Source organism: Plectonema radiosum NIES-515, assembly GCF_025753815.1.
Lineage (GTDB): Bacteria > Cyanobacteriota > Cyanobacteriia > Cyanobacteriales > Nostocaceae > Hassallia > Hassallia radiosum_A.
The window spans coordinates 5,794-24,141 of record NZ_JAOWRF010000251.1; the positions used below are offsets into that span (position 1 = coordinate 5,794).

The window sequence follows — 18,348 nt, forward strand, 5'->3', positions numbered from 1 at the left end:
AAAAACCCTCGTAAAGACGTTCCGGCGGAACGTCTCTACAATCGTGTGGAATGCGGAAGCCCCTCATTTTACCAAAAAACCCTCGTAAAGACGTTCCGGCGGAACGTCTCTACAATCGTGTGGAATGCGGAAGCCCCTCATTTTACCAAAAAACCCTCGTAAAGACGTTCCGGCGGAACGTCTCTACAATCGTGTGGAATGACGAAAAATCATTATATAAGGGGTAATACCCCTGATTCGTCAACGGTATCCTTTAAGTTGTCGGGAATCTTATTATGCAATCGGTTGATTTTCATCATAGTGATGAGAGTGTGAGAACTCAAACTCATTTTGATGTTCTCTACTTCCTCGATGCCTAATAGGACAATATTTGGTGTTAGCACTAACGCAATCCATATGTGGCGTTTTGGCACACACTATTAGTAGCGTACCCAGAATAAATAATAAGCCACACATTGCGGCTGTTTGCATCGAAGAAATTTCTAACGCTCCGTGAACAACTACTTCTCGCAATACAGACACAATTGTTACCTCCACTGCTACACCAACAGAAATGCTATGTTCTTGTAAGTAAACCATGAGCAATCGAAACAACTCAACCAAAATCAAGATAAAGAGCATCTTGGAAGTCACATGTTTATAGTCTGATGCCTGGTGGGTGAGAGCAGTAAATATCCCCCACAACTGCATGACCATAACCGCGAACAAAGTTAAACACAGGACGATCACGATTAAGTCTTGGAAAGCCTCCATATTGCGAACAATTGCATGTCGATCAAACCAGCGATCGCCAAATAAAAATTGACTCTTGAGGCGCTTTTGCTTGTACATTTGTATTCTCATGGGAACAATTTGCGACTACACCAGCCCAACAAATCAACAAGAGGGGACTCATGTTAAAGGGGAAAGGGTTTTTAAGAGGGGTTCATGGGTTCATGGGGTGGAGTCATTTAAAATCAGTCGAATGAAAAGTTAAAATATTTCAACATTTTCCCTTTTTCCTTTACCCTTTCCCCAAGATTGTTCATGGGGATTGGGACAAGAGCGATGGTTAAAAGCCTATGAACAAACCCTAATATTTCTTCCCTTTTCCCTTTTTTCCTTTCCCCTTTACCCCTCCTTGATAATTCTATTGTTACGCAATGTTAAGCAATCGCACCTCAACGGGGTTGATAATTTAAATTCTGTACTTGTTGTAACAATTGGTCGGTATTTCTTGCCCACAAAGTATTATTCTGAGCATTATATAAATCTCTGGCATATTGTAATACTTGTGCTGCTTCTGGATATTGTCTTAATTGCATAAAAACTAACCCCGCACCGTAATAAGCGTTGGCATAATTTGAGTTTGCCTCAGCGGATTTTCTAAACGCTTCTAAAGCTTCTTGTGATTTACCTTGGTTATACCAAATCGTTCCCAAATTGTAATGAGCTTCTGAATATTTAGGATTAATTTTTACAGCTTTGCGAAATGCTTCTTTTGCTTGACCAACTTTGTTTTGTTGGAGATAACATATCCCCAGATGATAAGCTGATTCTGGTGCATTTTGGCTATATTCCATCGCTTTTTTAAAAGATGCGATCGCTTTATTCCAATCGCGTTGTTGCTCTCGTAGCAAGCCAAAATTATAATGTGCAAAACCCAGCTTGGAATCGAGTTGTAAAGCTCGTTGCAAGTAATCATTTGCCTGTTGTAAATTATTACCTTCTAACAACGCTCCACCCAAATTAGCAAAAGCCGGTGCAAATTTAGGATCGGTTAGAGTTGCGCGATAAAATGCATCTGCCGCAGGTTGTAATTGTCCGACTTGTCGCAGCGCTAACCCTAAATTATAATGTGCTGGTGCCAAATTCGGATCTAGCTGAATTGCTTGACCAAAATAGGCGATCGCATCTTCTACCCTTCCCACATTTATCGCCTGCAAGCCTTGATTTAACCAATCTGTAGCAGTTTGATTACTATTATATTGCGCCAGCTTTAGGGGAGGGGAGGAGGAGGGGGGGAGGGGGAGAGAGGGTCCGGGGAAGAGAATGCCGCTACCCAACAAAATTAAACTTACCAGCTGGGGTATACGATATTTATAGAATGATAATTTCATGAATTTTCGCTCCTCTTAACACCTTTAGTGACGTTTCATTCACAAAAAGTTTTGTTTTAACTGAATGTTTTTACAAAACTTTGGAATTTTGTATCAAAGTTTGTACAACTTAAATTTTCTTCAGGTAAATCTTACAACAAGCTACGATTTTTTGTTAACAAGGTTAAAAGAAGGATAATGACAAATTAAAGACGGGGTAACAATCAGACATCAAGATTTTTATTCCCAAATAAATCTGCATATGCGGCTGTTAGCTCACCGCAAGGGAGGTTTTATGAACGACAAAGTAAAATCGGGTTCGCGGAACGTTGCAATTGTCGGTCCTTATTTAAGCGGGAAGACCACATTACTAGAAAGTTTGTTATTTGTCACAGGATCAATTTCCCGCAAAGGCAATGTCAAAGATGGGAATACAATAGGAGATAGTGCGGCAGCAGAGCGCGATCGCCATATGAGTGTCGAGGTAAGTACAGCAAGCACTCAATACAACGATATTCGCTTCACTTTTATTGATTGTCCGGGTTCGGTGGAATTTGCCCAAGAAACCTACAACGCTTTAATGGGAGTCGATGCAGCAATTGTAGTTTGCGAACCCATACGCGAACGCGTTCTCAGCCTAGCACCTTTATTTAAATTCCTGGACGATTGGGAAATTCCCCATCTCGTCTTTGTTAACAAAATGGATCGCGCTAATATCCATGTTTTAGAAACTTTACACGCTCTAAAAGCTGTTTCTAGCCGTCCTTTAGTAGCGCACCAATATCCCATTATGAATGGGGAACAGCTAACCGGCTTTATCGATTTAGTCACAGAACAAGCTTATCAATATCATCCGGGGGCACCTGCCGATCCGATCCCGTTTCCCGAATCTCTTCAAGAAGAAGAACACATCGCACGAGCGGAAATGCTCGAAGCGTTAGCAAATTTTGACGATCATTTACTCGAAGAACTTTTAGAAGACATCGAACCGGACAAAGAAGAAATTATCAAAGATTTAAAACTTGAATTAAGCGCAGATTTAGTTGTACCTGTTTTCTTTGGTATTGCCGAACTTGATTATGGTGTGCGACCTTTATTAGAAGCTTTATTACAAGAAGCACCCGAACCAGAAACCACCGCAAAACGCCGTTTGAAAGACTTTAAAGGCGATGCTACCATAGCGCAGGTTCTGAAAACCTATTATACTCCTCAAGGTGGCAAACTCTCTTTAGTGCGTGTTTGGCGCGGTAAACTAACTGATGGTATTCTCCTCAACGGTGTTCGTGCTGGGGGAATTTATCGGCTCATGGGACAACAACAGCGATCGCTAACTGAAGCTGATGCTGGGGAAATTGTCGCTTTAAGCCGTTTAGAAAATGTCAAAACTGGGGATACACTTTCTTGTCAGCAATCAAAGGAATTACCAAAAGCTGAACAATTAGAACCAGTTTATGCTCTGGCAATTACTCCCGAAAACCGCAACGATGAAGTTAAACTCAGCAGTGCGATCGCAAAGCTGTTAGAAGAAGATCCATCTCTTGCTTGGGAACAACACGGTGACACTCACGAAGTTATTCTGTGGGGACAAGGTGAAATACATTTGCAAGTTGCTTTAGATAGACTGCGCCGCAAGTATAATTTACCAATGACAACTCACTTGCCGCAAGTTCCTTACAAAGAAACCATCCGCAAAGCTGTAGAATCAATTCACGGGCGCTACAAACACCAAAGCGGTGGACACGGGCAGTTTGGCGATGTTTTTCTAGATATTAAACCTTTAGGACGGGGTGAAGGCTTTAATTTTAGCGATCGCATTGTCGGTGGTGTCGTTCCCAAACAGTACATTCCTGGGGTAGAAATGGGTGTACGCGAATTTTTAGCACACGGTCCCTTGGGTTTCCCTGTGGTAGATGTAGCGGTAACTTTGACGAATGGTTCTTATCATAATGTTGATAGTTCCGAACAAGCGTTTAAGCAAGCTGCCCGATTAGCAATGCAAACAGGAATACCCCAAGGAGAACCCACTTTGCTAGAACCGATTCTGCATGTGGAAGTCACAACCCCCAACGAATTTACCTCCAAAGCGCTGCAATTATTAAGTGGTAAGCGGGGTCAGATTTTGGGGTATGAAGGTAGAAACGATTGGCAAGGATGGGACAATATCTCAGCATATTTGCCCCAAGCCGAAATGCACGACTTTATAATAGAGTTGCGATCGCTTACTTTAGGTGTTGGTTCCTTCCACTGGAATTATGACCATCTCCAAGAGGTGCCGGAAAAACTCACCGAACGCATTGTTAGTATTAATGGTAACGGCAATAGAAAGTAATTTGGGATTTGAGATTAATCTAGAATTTACTGCATTTGCTCTAGGGACACCTTTTGTAGGTGTCTTTTCTAATTGTACGGTACTTGTGCTGTTATCTTCGGCTTCACTTAGACTGGCTTGTTGGGCGATCGCATGAAAGCAGATGTTCTTGACGCGGTTAAATATAAATCTGCTTGCGAACTTTTTTTGCTACAGTTTAACTTGATTTTTAATAGACCTCTTGCATAAATATTTTTTTTCTCACGCAAAGGCGCAAAGGCGCAAAGAAGATAATGAAAATAAGGACTTTTGCAAGAGGTCTAATGTCCATATTCTATTTTACATTACTTTCTGTAAAATATTAGGGGATTTCAAGTTTGATGGGGAATTGCGATCGCTGACTTTAGGTATCGGTTCCTTCCACTTGGTGTTTTTTTTTGCAAATCGACAAAGGTGGGTATCCACTCTGATATGGATCTGACTGAGCGACAGAACTTAAGTTTTTTTGCACCGACCTCCAATGTTATCTTCAAAGACATTGACATATTCAGCTGATTTGGAGAATCATCAAAGGGACATCGGCTAGTGGATGTAGAGGAAACTATGCATATTGACACAGTTATTCTCGTTTTGATTGAGGTGCTAATTGTAATTGGAATGTCATGCTTAATGCGATTGGCATTCTTGAGGATTAAGCAACCCCTGGTAATTGGTGAGATTGTTGCCGGCATTACGCTTGGACCATCATTATTTGGTTGGGTTGCTCCTAATTTAGCCGCTACCCTGTTCCCACCAGAAACTGTTCCCTTTCTAAATGTTTTATCTCAGGTGGGACTGATATTTTTCATGTTTCTGATTGGGTTGGAGTTAGATATAAAGTACCTCAGAGGAAAAAAAAATGTAGCAATTTTTACTGTTGCAATATCAGCCTTAGTAGCATTTGCCTTAGCAACTTTATTAGCTTTGTTACTGTATCCGTTGCTTTCTCATGGCAATGTTTCATTTACCGCTTTTGCACTATTTTTGGCATCGGCAACATCAATTACAGCATTTCCAGTGCTTGCCAGAATAATTACTGACAAAAACTTCCAGCCAACGTACTTGGGAACTTTGGCACTAACTTCTGCCGCTGTGAATGATTTGATAGCTTGGTGTTTGTTAGCACTAGGAATCGCTATAGCTAGAGAAGGTAGTATTGGTACTTGGCACACAATTATTGCTAGCTTGCTTTACATCGGGTTTATGATGACGGTAGGACGAACTTTTCTCAAACGTCTTGCGATCTACTATCGTCGCACCAAACACCTTAACCAATTAGTTCTAGCTTTAATTTACATGGGAGTAGTTGCTTCCGCTTTGATTACCGAACTAATTGGTATTCACTTGATTTTTGGAGCATTTTTGCTGGGGACGATAATGCCCAAGAATGCTGGTTTGGTGCGGGAAATAGCGAGAAAAACTGAAGATTTCGTGTTGAGATTTCTGCTACCAGTATTTTTCGCTTACAGTGGTTTGCGGACGGAAATCGGCTTAGTTAACCGTCCGGAATTGTGGTTGTTATGTGGATTGGTGTTATTTGTGGCGATCGCCGGAAAGTACCTAGGCACTTATGTAGCAGCTCGCTTTTCCGGAATTGAAAAACGCGAAGCCTCAGCACTGGGTTGGTTAATGAATACTCGCGGTTTAACCGAACTGATAGTATTAAATATTGGTTTGTCGTTGGGAGTAATTACGCCTTTACTTTTCACCATGCTAGTGATTGTGGCATTAGTAACCACATTTATGACCTCGCCTTTGTTAGAGTGGATATATGCGAGCATGGTAATCGGACTACATGTGGTTGAAAAAGAAGATGAACCAGAAGCGAGTAGAGAAATTATAGCGACGGTGGACTCTTACGATCAAAGTTACCGGATTTTAGTCCCAGTCGCGAATCCAAGTACACAAAAAGGTTTAGTACAGTTAGCAGTAGCGATCGCTCTCAACTACCAACAACCTACAGCTGTTCATCCTCTCAGTTTGATTGAACTTTCAGAAGATTATGCCTTTGAAAGTACCCCAGTTGAGACAAACCGATTAATCGAAGAACGTCGGCAACAGCTAGAAGAATTAATTGATACCTTGGAGCCGCCGTCTACACGCTCTTACGTACATCCCATAATTCGCATCTCTAGTAACGTTGCACAAGAAACAGCAGAGATAGCCGAACTCGAACCAGCTGATTTAATTTTAGTGGGATGGCATCGCCCAGCTTTTAGTAATAATCGCTTAGGCGGGCGAGTTGGTCAAATTCTCACGACAGCAACCGTTGATGTCGCAGTGTTTATAGACAGAGGCAAAGTGCGCTTAGAAAATTTGTTGGTGCCCTACTCTGCAAATATCCACGATGATTTAGCACTGATACTTGCGTTGAGACTGCTGATAAATCGTGATACTTGCCTGTTAAAGATTTTACAGGTAGTCTCAGAAAATCGCGTCAAAAATGAAATGAGCTACGAGTTGCACAAAATGATGGAGCAATTGCCTCAAAGTGTAAGCGATCGCATTGACATTCAAAGGATTGAAGCCTCTGAGCCAATCCAAGCCGTAGTCAAAGCCTCAGAACGGGTAGACCTCACTATTGCCGGTACCAGCCGTGCTTGGGGCATTGAACGTCAAACCCTCGGACGTTATACAGACGAACTAGCAATTCAGTGTCGTTCCTCACTTTTGATTACCCGTCGTTACAGTCAAGTCTCCTCTCACTTAGCCTCAGTCCTTGCTGATGCTAACACTCACGAATCAGCACTTAGAGGATAGGAGAAGGGGGGATGGGGAGATGGGGAGATGGGAGATGGGGAGAAACAAGAATTATTCTCCTTAGACATCTCCAAAATTTAATTATGCGTTGCCCGAAACACTTGTAGAGACGTAGCATTGCTACGTCTCTACCTCTCTACGTCTCTACCTCTCTACGTCTCTACCTCTCTACGTCTCTACCTCTCTACGTCTCTACCTCTCTACGTCTCTACCTCTCTACGTCTCTACCTCTCTACGTCTCTACCTCTCTACGTCTCTACGTCTAAGGCTACCAGATGTCTATTGTCCCCTTGTCCCACCCTTCGCGGGCGTGAGGGCGAATAAAGCGCAACCTCACATAGAATTGGTATTAGTTATAATTCAACTTCAGATGTTAGATAAAAATAATCTTGCAGGTGAAAGATATTCCTAAAACGATTAAATTTACAGCCACACAGCAAACAAAAGCCAAAGGACACAAATAATGGTAATGGTGTTGAGGATTAAGCAATTTTTTCTTTATGTCAGTTTGTTTGGTTTATTCACAGCAATTACTCTCAAAACTAATAGCAGTATTGCAGCCCCAGCCGCAAGGCTAGAAGATTGGCACTTTTACCCAGAAGCTTTTCAACTAGAAATTAATCTCTCAGCAGGTACAACACCGCGCTACTTTTATCTTGCCCAACCCCCACGCATGGTTGTAGATTTGCCTGATACCAAATTAGGCTATGTTCCCACCCTACAAAATTATTCTGGAGCAATTCAAAGAATTCGCGTTTCCCAATTAAATGCAAACGTAACTCGCATAGTCTTAGATTTAGCACCAGGAACTTCTTTAGATCCAAATCAGGTGCAACTGCAACCGATTTCCGCGCAAAATACCACTCGCTGGGTTTTACGTCCTTTGATTGCTGGGGGTACATCTTCTCAACAAGAAAACTATCCACCGCCTAGCAACTATCCACCAAATAATTATCCACCACCTAGCAACTATCCACCAAATAATTATCCACCGCCTAGCAACTATCCACCAAATAATTATCCACCGCCTAGCAACTATCCATCAAATAATTATCCACCGCCTAGCAACTATCCATCAAATAATTATCCACCAAATAATTATCCACCGCCTAGCAACTATCCATCAAACAACTACCCACCACCTAGTAACCTACCACCAAACAACTACCCACCACCTAGTAACCTACCACCAAGTAACTACAACTATCCACCACCTAGCAACCTACCACCAAGTAGCTCTAACAACTCACAGATACCCTTGGTAACAGTACCCCCGCTGAATTCTAACAACCCTACTCAACAACCTGGTTCTGTTCTTCCCCCAGGGAGTTTCCCAAATCAGCCTGGTAATTTTAATAGCGCTCCTCTTAGTGTCGGTGCCCCCGGTTTTCCTGTTCAAACCGTCCCTAACTATCCAGCCAATGTTCCTAATTCTGGGGTATTTGAGTTTGGTCAACCCTTCCCCAACTCCAATAGGTAAGCGACTTCTCTGTGAAGATGTATTAGACAACCTATTTGAAAAAGAATTATTGTGACGATTCTGTGCTACGTCTCTAGGGGTTCTGGATAACGCATATTTAAATTCGGTCGATGTCTATTAGACATCTCCAGATTCATACGTAGAGACGTTCGGTCCGGAACGTCTCTACAAGGGCTTGGGGGAACGTATAATTAATTTCTACTCCTATGTCTATTTAATTAGCCCACGCAGGTAATACCATATCCGTTTAATTGACATTAATAAAAAAATCTGAAACCCTTGTAGAGACCTAGCACTGCTAGGTCTCTACATTATATGTAATAAACTGCATAACATGATATAAGCTCTATTTCTATAGCCCCACCCTTCCACGGTGAGGGATAATTGAGCTTACTTGTTTTTGTTTTTAGAATCTGTCAGTTTCCTGTGGTTGTGAGACTGCTCCCGGTTGATTGATAAAGAAGTTTTGAGCAGCTTCGTTTTGGTAAATACACCTAATATCAGGTTTTTCGCTGTCCAAATTACCCGTAAAACCAAAAGTGTTCAGGCGATTTTTACATTCGTTCACCTGCTGCGATGATACGAGCTTTCGTTGCTCTAAAAGTGCCCAGTTATTTTGGCGGATAACGCATCCAGGACGCATACTTGGTTGAGCAACGTAGACATTAAATGGGTTGAGAGTCACGAAAAGTCTGGCGTCCATCACCATAGCGCTAGCTCCATACTGCACGCAAATCTCAGGGTTCGGTGCTTTGGTGTCAATAAATTCACGGGAAGCCACATTTGATGGAGTCAAGGTGGTTGTAGAGCTAAAAGCAATACCAATCCCAATTCCCAAAATAAACACCCCCGCCAAAATCGCCGTAGTGGTGAAATTAAATGGAGCAGAAAAAGCTGGAGGTTTAGAATCGGTAACTGTTCTACCTGTAGATTTACGTCTCATTGTTGCTTAATCAACTTCACGCCTTAAATAGCCGGGAGTAGTTCAAGGTTTCTCCCTCTTTAAGTATGACGAGTCTTTACTAAAATTGGTCAACAGTCAAGGGTCAATAGTCAAACCGCACATCTTTTTCATACCGCTTCTCCTTCGGAGACGCTACGGGAACGCGGAAGTCACGCATTCACGCATTCACGCATTCAAAAAGCTTATTGAGCAGACTTTTTGACGATTTGGAATGGGTGGTTTATTTACGCGCCCGCTGTACTAGGGTGTACACACAAGTCGGAAAAACTTGATCCACCTTTGATATTTGCGGTGCGTTACGCTGGCATGACAAAGCTAAATTGTTGCAATCACGGCGATCGCAAAAGCTATTTCGGCGATCGCAAAAGTTATTTCGGCGATCGCAAAAGTTATTTCGGCGAACTCAAAAGCTATTTCGGCGAACTCAAAAGCTATTTCGGCGAACTCAAAAGCTATTTCGGCGATCGCAAAAGCTATTTCGGCGATCGCAAAAGCTATTTCGGCGAACTCAAAAGCTATTTCGGCGAACTCAAAAGCTATTTCATAGTTTGGTGTAGTTTAGGTGCTGAAGATTGTTGTATTGGTTAATGGCGATCGCCCCCAATTTTTAGCCATTTCTGGGTTGGTGTTGACTGATTTGTTCTTTGCTGTTGCCAGTTTACGTACTACTACTGAATAATAGTAATGCACTGTCATGCAATTTCTAGTCTAAAACTAAAAAATAGCTGTCTGCCATGACCAAACCTCAAAGAAAATTTACGGCGTTGCATAATTTTAGGATGAATCGTAGAAACGTTCCAACGGAACGTCTCTACAATATGTCAAATTTATCGACGTTGTTTGTCAAATCATCCCGACAATATGCAACCCCAAATTTACCATTGAACCAAAAATTTGCCGAACTAAAAGCCAGAACTGCGGTGCTGTAAGCTTTAGAAAAGCCAGTTAAATCAAGAATAATTTAAATAATTAAATTTATGTCAGCAGAAAATTACACCCCAAAAGCAATCTGGATTATTACCGAAGAAACGGCTGAAACATTAAGCACAACTACTGAAACATTGACAGATAGTACAACCAGAAGCAGTGGAGCAAGAAGTAGTGGAGATAGAGGAGGACTACTCGGCGCCCAAACCACTGAAGAAATAGTTGTGAGCCGAAATACCAGACGCAAAGTAGAGGTAACTAAACTCAAGGAAGAAATGAAGGGGTTTCTGCAAGCTATGCGAGAAATGCTTGATGAAGCTGACCAACCCGATTCTAAGCTCCAGCTTGATGAGGTTCAACTTTCAGTAGAAGTCAATGGTGAAGGACAAATCAGCCTGCTTGGGATTGGTGGTGGTAAAGCCGGGGGAAAAGGAGCGATGACTTTTAAATTTAAGCGGAAATAATTGGTACTTGAATATGGGTAGGAATTGGGCGATTGTTGTTGGGATTAATCACTATGAAAACCTGCGATCGCTAAACTTTGCCAAGCGAGATGCTTCTGTCATGGCTACTTGGTTTGAACAAGAAGCCAAATTTGATCAAGTTTTCCTCTTCACTGACGATTCTCCCCCAATCCCAGCTAATCCGCCAATTCCTACTCAACCTACTTTTGGTCATTTGCGGCGATTTTTACGCGCACAGTTTGAGAATATTGAACATCCTTTATTAAAGCCAGAAGATAATTTATGGTTTTTCTTTGCAGGTCATGGCAATCGATATAAAGATAAAGATTATTTAATGTTCTCAGACAGTGACCCAGGAGACATAGAACATACTGCTATTTCTGTTGATTTTGTTACTCAAAGACTGCGGCGCAGTGGCGCTGATAATGTAGTGTTGTTTTTGGATGCTTGCCGAGATGAAAGTAGTAGAGCCGGATTAGGAATTGGTGAACAAAGCTATCAGGGAGTTATCACCTTTTATTCTTGCACAGCTAACCAAAAATCTTGGGAAATTGAGGAATTAGAACATGGCTCATTTACCCATTCGCTATTAGAAGGATTGCGATTACAGGGAGAGACTAATTGTGCCACAGTAGAGCGTTTAGCACAATATTTACGCTACCAAGTTCCCGATGTGAATACTCGCTATGGAAAGCCTGCACAAAATCCTTATCTCCAGGCAGAACCGCCCTACAAAATGTATTTTATTTTATTAGAGCAAACTGCCACACTTAGAGATGTAGAGCCATTAAAACATCAAGCTTCTCAAGCTGAAAACAGAGGTAATTTATCATTAGCAAAACAATTATGGGTGAGAGTTTTAGCTGTATCCCGTACTGATTGGGATGCAATTGACGCTATTGGAAGGATTGCTCTGCATCAGCAACGAAACTTTGAACCGATAATCTCAACTTCTGACAGTATCGGTTCATCAAGCAGAGGTAAGTCAGCAAGTGATGAAAGGGAGCAAGCAGAAAATCGGAAACGCCAGCAAGAAGAAGCAGAGAGATTACGGCGACAACAAAATAGTACAACTCCAGCCGTAATAAGCCGACAAAAATTTTTAAAATGGGCTGGTTTAGGAGGAGCAGGCTTAGTGACAGCAGTGGTAGGTCGTGAGATTTTTATTAGTATCAGCCCTAAACTTATTTCCCTAGAAAGTTTTAATTTTCAAGTAGTAACAGTAAATTCGCAAGGAGAAATTACCAGCAAACGTCCTAGTCAGGCAAAATTTTTTACTGAATACTTGGGCAATGGCATAACTTTAGATATGGTTGAGATTCCTGCTGGCTCTTTTAAGATGGGTACGGAAAATGAAGAAATAGAAAGGCTTGTGCAAAAATTCAAGAGGGATGAGTTTAGAATAGAAAAACCTCAGCATGAAGTAACGGTTCAATCATTTTTCATGGGTAAATACCCAGTTACCCAAGCGCAATGGAGAAAAGTAGCAGCACTACCCAAAGTTAAGGTTGATTTGAAAGCAGACCCATCTAATTTTAAAGGAGACAACAAACCAGTAGAGCAAGTTTCTTGGTACGATGCTGTTGAGTTCTGCGATCGCCTCTCCAAACATACAAACAAGCAATATCATCTACCTTCGGAAGCGGAATGGGAATATGCTTGTCGTGCTGGCACAAATACACCGTTTCATTTTGGGGAGACGATTACGACTGATTTAGCCAACTACGATGGGAATAACATCTACGCTTCTGAGCCAAAGGGCAAACATCCTCAACAGACAACAGAAGTAGGAATTTTTCCACCTAACGCCTTTGGCTTGTACGACATGCACGGTAACGTTTTGGAGTGGTGTCAAGATACTTGGCATGACAGCTATAAAGGAGCGCCTAGTAATGGAAGTGCATGGATAGATAATGATAATCAGTTTCGGCTCATGCGGGGCGGTTCCTGGATCGTTATTCCTAGTTACTGCCGTTCCGCGTCCCGCCTCAACAATATTAGGGTGGAGCGCGACTACATCTACAGCGATATTGGTTTTCGTGTTGTCTGCGCGGTTGGGAGGATTATTGAGTAGCCCTTTATACTTTAGTTTTTTGCCCTCTACTCTTGTTTCCTTTACCGTTTTTTAGTTTAGCGGAGCGGAACGATCTAATTTTTTTCAACAGTCCTCCTTCCCCATCTCACAATACGGTTCGGATAAGGTTTTTTGATGAAAATTATGGATCACAAAGACGCGATAAATCGTCGTCTCTACAAAAGACTGATTATTGTAAAGACGGCGATTTATCGCGTCTCTTGCCTTAACACCAAGCGTATTGCCTCTTCTCTTGTCCTCCTTCTCCATCTCACTTTTAATACTTTGGATAGTTAAGCTATCAATAAATATAAAATATTAATTAAGAAAAATTTGATACATAACTTGAAAAAAGTGACATCTCCAAGACCGCTACTCTTAAGCAAAAGCTTCAAAATCTCACAAATTCAAATCTTTATAGCTGATAGTCTGACTATTTTTTGGGGAGAATGGCTGGATTTACGTGTCAGAATTCCACAACTAGCTACATCAGGCTTAATCTCTCCACTGGTATACATTCTCGCTTTTGGCTTTGGTTTGGGAGGTTCAATTAAACCAGGGGTAGGAATTAGCGGTGATTATAAGAGCTACTTAGAATTCATTTTGCCAGGGATGGTGGCGCTATCGTCGATGACAGTCAGTTTTGTGGGGACGACGTTTTCGATTTGCGGTGACAGACTTTTTACCAAAAGCTTTGAGGAATTGTTGCTTGTACTGGTGCATCCTTTAGCTTTGCATATTGGTAAAATGCTAGCGGGAGTCATGCGGGGGTTGTTGACTTCGCTGGGTGTAATTTTGGTAGCGTTGCTGTTTACTGGTAACTGGCGTTTTCTGCACCCGTTGTTTTTGTTATTGTTAGTGCTGAGTTGTGCAGTTTTTTCTGGGTTGGGGGTAATTGTCGGGTTAAGTGTGCGATCGCTTGAAGCTGTCGGACTCTACAACAACTTTATCATCATCCCCATGTCTTTTTTGGGAGGCACTTTCTTTGACCCAAATACATTACCAGCAGCTTTAAAAGTTGTAGTCTATTTGTTACCGCTTACTTATGCCACCTTAGGACTGCGTGCAGCTGCTTATTTGCCATTGTCCCAGTTTCCTTGGTACAGTATACCGATTTTGTTAGTGATGGCGATCGCTCTTTCTCTCTGGGGTGCTTACATTTTTGCCCACCAACAAGATTAAAATTTGCAAAAAGCCAATTATCCAAAATGCTAATTCGCAGTGCCACATCAGACGATGTACCCAAAGTTTTACCAATGGTTGCCAAAATTTGCGCCTTGCATGAAAATTGGGATACCGCCAAGTATGGATTTTTGCCTTATCCAGAACAGCGTTATGAAAAATGGTTGACGCGGTTGGCGAATAGTAGCGATCGCAATGTCTTCCTAGTAGCAGAAGATGAAGGGAAATTGGGGGGGTTTCTAGTAGCGACAGTTGAGCGAGAAATACCAATTTACCGTTTACAAGAATATGCTTTCATTCACGATATCTGGGTTGAACCAGAATATCGCCAAAACCGAGTAGCGCAACAAATGGTCATGTTGTGTGTCGAACGCTTCAAAAAAATGGAAATTCAGCAAATTCGGCTTGATACCACAGCTGTCAACGGTGCAGCACGACGATTATTTGCATCCTGCGGTTTTCGCATCAGCACCATAGAAATGCTCAAAGAGTTAGGAGTCAAAAGTCCATAGTCAAAAGTCATTAGTTATTAGACATAGGAGTAAAAATTAATTATCCGTTATCCCAAACCTTTGTAGAGACGTAAGCTAGCTACGTCTCTACGTATGACTCTGGAGATGTATTTAGACTCTTAACTCCTAACTCCTAACTCCTAACTCCTAACTCCTAACTCCTAACTCCTAACTCCACTCCTCTTGACTTTGCTCCTCTTGACTAGCTAGCTAAAAGTGTTTTCTCCAGAGGTGTCCAACGGAAGAAGCGATCGCCTCCTCTTTCGAGAATCACTTTCACCCGTGGTTCTATACTAGGCAAAGACGCTAAATATTCAACTTCCTGATTGGAAAGAATATGCCCTTCAATAATCCACAACACAAGACCCTTTGACTTTGGTGGTAGATGTTCTAGCTGATAGTTGATAATCGGTGGTACATAGTATACAAAACCGACCGCTGCACCATTAGGGATAGTTTTTTTACCCAGGTGAGGAGGTCTGATTCCATGAACTCCCGTCAAATAAGCAGCTAAATCACCCAGTCCTCTTGCGGTAATATGCAAAGTGACATAACCAGCCGCACGCAGTCGGCGTTGATACCGACCTTCAAAACCCCCTTCCAGAGGTGCGTACACACCAAGAGTGCCAAATTTTTCCAGGTCGCGAATGAAAGGTTTGCCAGTGGTTATTAGTGCCATAGATTTTCGTCTTATCCCACTTATATATTTCTATTATTCACTGTTAATCGATATATTTAGTTAGATAACGCTCCTTATAAGTTAGTTTTCCTCTCAGGCTAAGAGGATGTTTGAAAAGTCTAATTTATTACTAGTACAGATCGGGGTAAATAAACCACCCATTCCAAATCGCCAAAAAGTCTGCCCTATAAGCTTTTTGAATGCGTGAGTGCGTGACTGCGTGACTTCCAGCGGTACTAGCCTTGGCGACTTCTAGTCGCGGCTACACGAGACAAAACCCACCTGCGTGGGTTTAAAACCCTTGATTTTCTCTTAGTCCACGGAGGTGGACTTCGTTTGTATAGCCGCGACTTCTAGTCGTCAGGCGCTGGTGCTACACCCTCTTTTCGCAAAAATTATAGACAAACGTCAATAGATGATCTATATTATTAGATTGTGACCAAAATATAAAATTAGTTTACCTTCTAATTAGCATTCCTAGCTAGTTTTAGCATTGAGGGCTGATAATTAAATTCCAAATGTGATATAATCGCTCGGATGGTTAAGAAGCTGATAAACTAATAAAGCCTTGAGTAAACTTAGGAGCATTGGAATAAAAACCAAAGCACAACCTAAGGTAAAAAGCACGTTAGCTCATGCGTTGAGACTAGGCAAAAGATGAAGCGATCGCTTCATCTTTGATGAAAGTGAAAACTGAGCATTCATCTTGGTTTGATGACATTGCATCAGTCTCAGTTAAGGGATACTGAGCAGCGACTGTATGCTTAAGTCCCACTAAAACACGGACACATGAAGCACGACGAAAGTCGTTTTCACTTCTTCGTCAAGAGCAGTGTCCGCTTGAAAGTGCCACAGCAATCGCTTAGACGAAGCATTGCAGCACAAGGCGCTTGCGTTAGAAGGCAAGGGCAAAGTTAATTTCAATCATTGATGACTTCCAATTGGGAAGACATTTTTGCCTATTTTGGTGAATAAATGAGTGAAAATAAACGGATTCAGCAACGCGATTAACGATACGCTTGTTGCTGCACAGAAACGTCAACTTGCAGCAAAATGCTCGAAACAGGGCATTGAAACGAGTGTTTGATGAATCCGATTTTAAAAGTAAGTAGATAAGGAGAGCCAGTAACTGTGTCTGTAGGCATTCTCGGCACCAAACTGGGCATGACCCAAATATTTGACGAAGCAGGAGTAGCCATTCCTGTCACCATCGTCCAAGCGGGACCATGCACGGTAACACAAGTAAAAACAAAACAGACCGACGGTTACTCTGCCATTCAAGTTGGCTATCGTGAAGTGAAGCCAAAGGCTTTAAACAAGCCTTTGCTGGGACATCTGGCAAAATCAGAGGCTTCAGCATTGCGTCACTTACGGGAATATCACATTGAGAACGCTAGTGAGTATTCTTTAGGTCAACAGATTACGGCAGATATTTTTAGTGCAGGTCAAATTGTAGATATAAGCGGTAAAAGTATCGGTCGCGGTTTCGCAGGGAACCAGAAACGAAACAACTTTGGTCGTGGACCCATGTCACACGGTTCCAAAAACCATAGAGCACCCGGTTCCATTGGTGCGGGTACAACACCCGGTCGTGTCTATCCAGGTAAGCGGATGGCAGGACGTTTGGGTGGCAAGCGCATCACAATTCGCAAGCTAACTGTAGTGCGAGTAGACCAAGAGCGGAACTTATTGCTAATCAAGGGAGCTATTCCTGGTAAGCCAGGAGCATTGATAAGTATTATTCCAGCCAAAAAAGTTGGTAAGTAGTTATTGGTAAGTAGTTAGTGGTTATTAAAACAACCAACAAATAACAACGCTCCAACTAACGAAAGACAAAGGACAAAAAAATGACATTTGAGTGTGTAGTCAAAAATTGGCAAGGAGAACAAGTCGCAGAAAAAAGCTTCGACTTACGAGTTGCCAAAGAAGAAACGGCGTCTCATATTGTGCATAGAGCCTTAGTGAGACAGATGACCAATGCTCGCCAAGGAACTGCCAGTACAAAGACCCGTGCAGAAGTTAGAGGTGGTGGTCGCAAACCGTGGCGGCAAAAAGGTACAGGAAGAGCGCGTGCGGGTTCAATTCGTTCACCTCTGTGGCGTGGTGGTGGTGTAATCTTTGGACCAAAGCCCAGAGATTATAACCTGAAGATGAACCGCAAAGAGCGGCGTTTAGCATTGCGGACAGCGTTTGCGAGTCGCATTGAGGATTTGATTGTAGTGGAAGAATTTGGCAACGAGTTTCAACGCCCGAAAACCAAAGAATTGGTACAAGCGATCGCACGTTGGGGTTCACAACCAGAAAGCAATACACTTTTAATCTTGTCGGAACGCACCGAAAACGTTTATCTCTCAGCTCGCAACATCGAAAAACTAAAGTTAATTGCCGCTGACCAACTAAACATTTACGACTTGCTGCACGCTGACAAAATTGTCATTACAGCACCAGCTTTAGAAAAACTTCAGGAGGTCTACAGTGCCTAACTTTGACCCCCGTTATTTGCCCGACTTAGTGCGTCGCCCAATAGTCACCGAAAAAGCGACCATTGCAATGGAGCAGAATAAATACACTTTTGAAGTAATTCCCAAAGCAACCAAGCCAGAAATCAAAGCCGCAATTGAAAACTTGTTTGATGTCAAGGTTGTCAAAGTGAATACCTCAAGACCACCTCGCAAAAAGCGGCGCGTTGGTAAATTTATTGGTTACAAACCCCAATACAAGAAAGCCATTGTCACAGTGGCACCTGGGGACGAAGACAAGATTAGACAAGTTCTATTCCCAGAAGTGTAAAAAAGTTAGGAGTTATGAGTTAAATTCAATTCCTAACTCTTAATTGCTAACTCTTAACTCCGCTCCTCCTAACTTAAAACTCCTAATTCTA

The 18,348-nt window shown here is 42.1% G+C and carries 17 protein-coding genes; 12 read left to right on the forward strand and 5 right to left on the reverse strand.

The features are described 5' to 3' along the window. Positions 1-273 precede the first annotated feature (273 nt). Together OGM63_RS17425 and OGM63_RS17430 are read right to left on the reverse strand one after the other, a co-directional pair. Positions 274-831: a phosphate-starvation-inducible PsiE family protein gene (locus tag OGM63_RS17425; protein WP_263746874.1), complete on the reverse strand. Its 558-nt coding sequence runs from the start codon at positions 829-831 to the stop codon at positions 274-276. 329 nt (positions 832-1,160) lie between these two features. Then, complete coding sequence (locus OGM63_RS17430; RefSeq protein ID WP_263746876.1) at positions 1,161-2,099, reverse strand: tetratricopeptide repeat protein; 939 nt, start codon at positions 2,097-2,099, stop codon at positions 1,161-1,163. 274 nt (positions 2,100-2,373) lie between these two features. Between OGM63_RS17430 and OGM63_RS17435 the strand changes: the two genes are divergently transcribed. The 4 genes from OGM63_RS17435 (at position 2,374) to OGM63_RS17450 (ending at position 8,665) form a co-directional block, all read left to right on the forward strand. Continuing rightward, entirely contained in the window at positions 2,374-4,407 is a 2,034-nt protein-coding gene (locus OGM63_RS17435; RefSeq protein ID WP_263746878.1) for an elongation factor G, read from the forward strand. After that, entirely contained in the window at positions 4,385-4,543 is a 159-nt protein-coding gene (locus tag OGM63_RS17440; RefSeq protein ID WP_263746880.1) for a hypothetical protein, read from the forward strand. Before OGM63_RS17435 ends, OGM63_RS17440 begins: the two co-directional genes overlap by 23 nt. Before the next feature lie 446 nt (positions 4,544-4,989). Beyond that, on the forward strand, positions 4,990-7,185 hold the full coding sequence (locus tag OGM63_RS17445) for a cation:proton antiporter domain-containing protein (RefSeq protein ID WP_263746882.1): 2,196 nt from the start codon (positions 4,990-4,992) through the stop codon (positions 7,183-7,185). Positions 7,186-7,654: 469 nt separating this feature from the next. Continuing rightward, complete coding sequence (locus tag OGM63_RS17450; RefSeq protein WP_263746884.1) at positions 7,655-8,665, forward strand: AMIN domain-containing protein; 1,011 nt, start codon at positions 7,655-7,657, stop codon at positions 8,663-8,665. 406 nt (positions 8,666-9,071) lie between these two features. Here the strand turns inward: OGM63_RS17450 and OGM63_RS17455 are convergent, their stop codons facing one another. Next, positions 9,072-9,608, reverse strand: coding sequence for a DUF3172 domain-containing protein (locus OGM63_RS17455; RefSeq protein WP_263746886.1), 537 nt, complete (start codon positions 9,606-9,608; stop codon positions 9,072-9,074). Positions 9,609-9,827: 219 nt separating this feature from the next. Here OGM63_RS17455 and OGM63_RS17460 point away from each other — a divergent pair, with 219 nt between their 5' ends. The 5 genes from OGM63_RS17460 to OGM63_RS17480 all read left to right on the forward strand — a co-directional run bounded on the left by OGM63_RS17460 (position 9,828) and on the right by OGM63_RS17480 (position 14,788). Beyond that, positions 9,828-10,217, forward strand: a complete 390-nt coding sequence (locus OGM63_RS17460; protein WP_263746888.1) for a hypothetical protein — start codon at positions 9,828-9,830, stop codon at positions 10,215-10,217. A gap of 389 nt (positions 10,218-10,606) precedes the next feature. After that, positions 10,607-11,020 (forward strand): Pepco domain-containing protein, encoded by a 414-nt coding sequence (locus tag OGM63_RS17465; protein ID WP_263746890.1) that lies wholly within the window; start codon positions 10,607-10,609, stop codon positions 11,018-11,020. A gap of 13 nt (positions 11,021-11,033) precedes the next feature. Next, positions 11,034-13,094: an SUMF1/EgtB/PvdO family nonheme iron enzyme gene (locus tag OGM63_RS17470; protein WP_263746891.1), complete on the forward strand. Its 2,061-nt coding sequence runs from the start codon at positions 11,034-11,036 to the stop codon at positions 13,092-13,094. Positions 13,095-13,448: 354 nt separating this feature from the next. Continuing rightward, on the forward strand, positions 13,449-14,276 hold the full coding sequence (locus tag OGM63_RS17475; protein ID WP_263746892.1) for an ABC transporter permease: 828 nt from the start codon (positions 13,449-13,451) through the stop codon (positions 14,274-14,276). A 26-nt stretch (positions 14,277-14,302) separates the two neighbouring features. Then, positions 14,303-14,788 (forward strand): GNAT family N-acetyltransferase, encoded by a 486-nt coding sequence (locus OGM63_RS17480; protein WP_263746893.1) that lies wholly within the window; start codon positions 14,303-14,305, stop codon positions 14,786-14,788. A gap of 202 nt (positions 14,789-14,990) precedes the next feature. On the opposite strand, the gene OGM63_RS17485 is transcribed toward OGM63_RS17480, so the two are convergent. After that, positions 14,991-15,467, reverse strand: coding sequence for an NAD(P)H-quinone oxidoreductase subunit N (locus tag OGM63_RS17485; protein WP_263746894.1), 477 nt, complete (start codon positions 15,465-15,467; stop codon positions 14,991-14,993). A gap of 646 nt (positions 15,468-16,113) precedes the next feature. After that, on the reverse strand, positions 16,114-16,242 hold the full coding sequence (locus OGM63_RS17490) for a hypothetical protein (protein WP_263746896.1): 129 nt from the start codon (positions 16,240-16,242) through the stop codon (positions 16,114-16,116). Between the two features lie 356 nt (positions 16,243-16,598). Here OGM63_RS17490 and rplC point away from each other — a divergent pair, with 356 nt between their 5' ends. From rplC to OGM63_RS17505, 3 genes are all read left to right on the forward strand, one after another. After that, a complete protein-coding gene (gene rplC, locus OGM63_RS17495) occupies positions 16,599-17,234 on the forward strand; it encodes a 50S ribosomal protein L3 (RefSeq protein WP_263746899.1) in 636 nt (211 codons plus the stop codon). An 80-nt stretch (positions 17,235-17,314) separates the two neighbouring features. Next, the gene (gene rplD / locus OGM63_RS17500) at positions 17,315-17,950 is read left to right on the forward strand and encodes a 50S ribosomal protein L4 (protein ID WP_263746901.1); all 636 of its coding nucleotides are present in this window, start codon (positions 17,315-17,317) and stop codon (positions 17,948-17,950) included. Continuing rightward, on the forward strand, positions 17,943-18,257 hold the full coding sequence (locus OGM63_RS17505) for a 50S ribosomal protein L23 (protein ID WP_263746902.1): 315 nt from the start codon (positions 17,943-17,945) through the stop codon (positions 18,255-18,257). Before rplD ends, OGM63_RS17505 begins: the two co-directional genes overlap by 8 nt. The last annotated feature ends 91 nt before the right edge of the window (positions 18,258-18,348 follow it).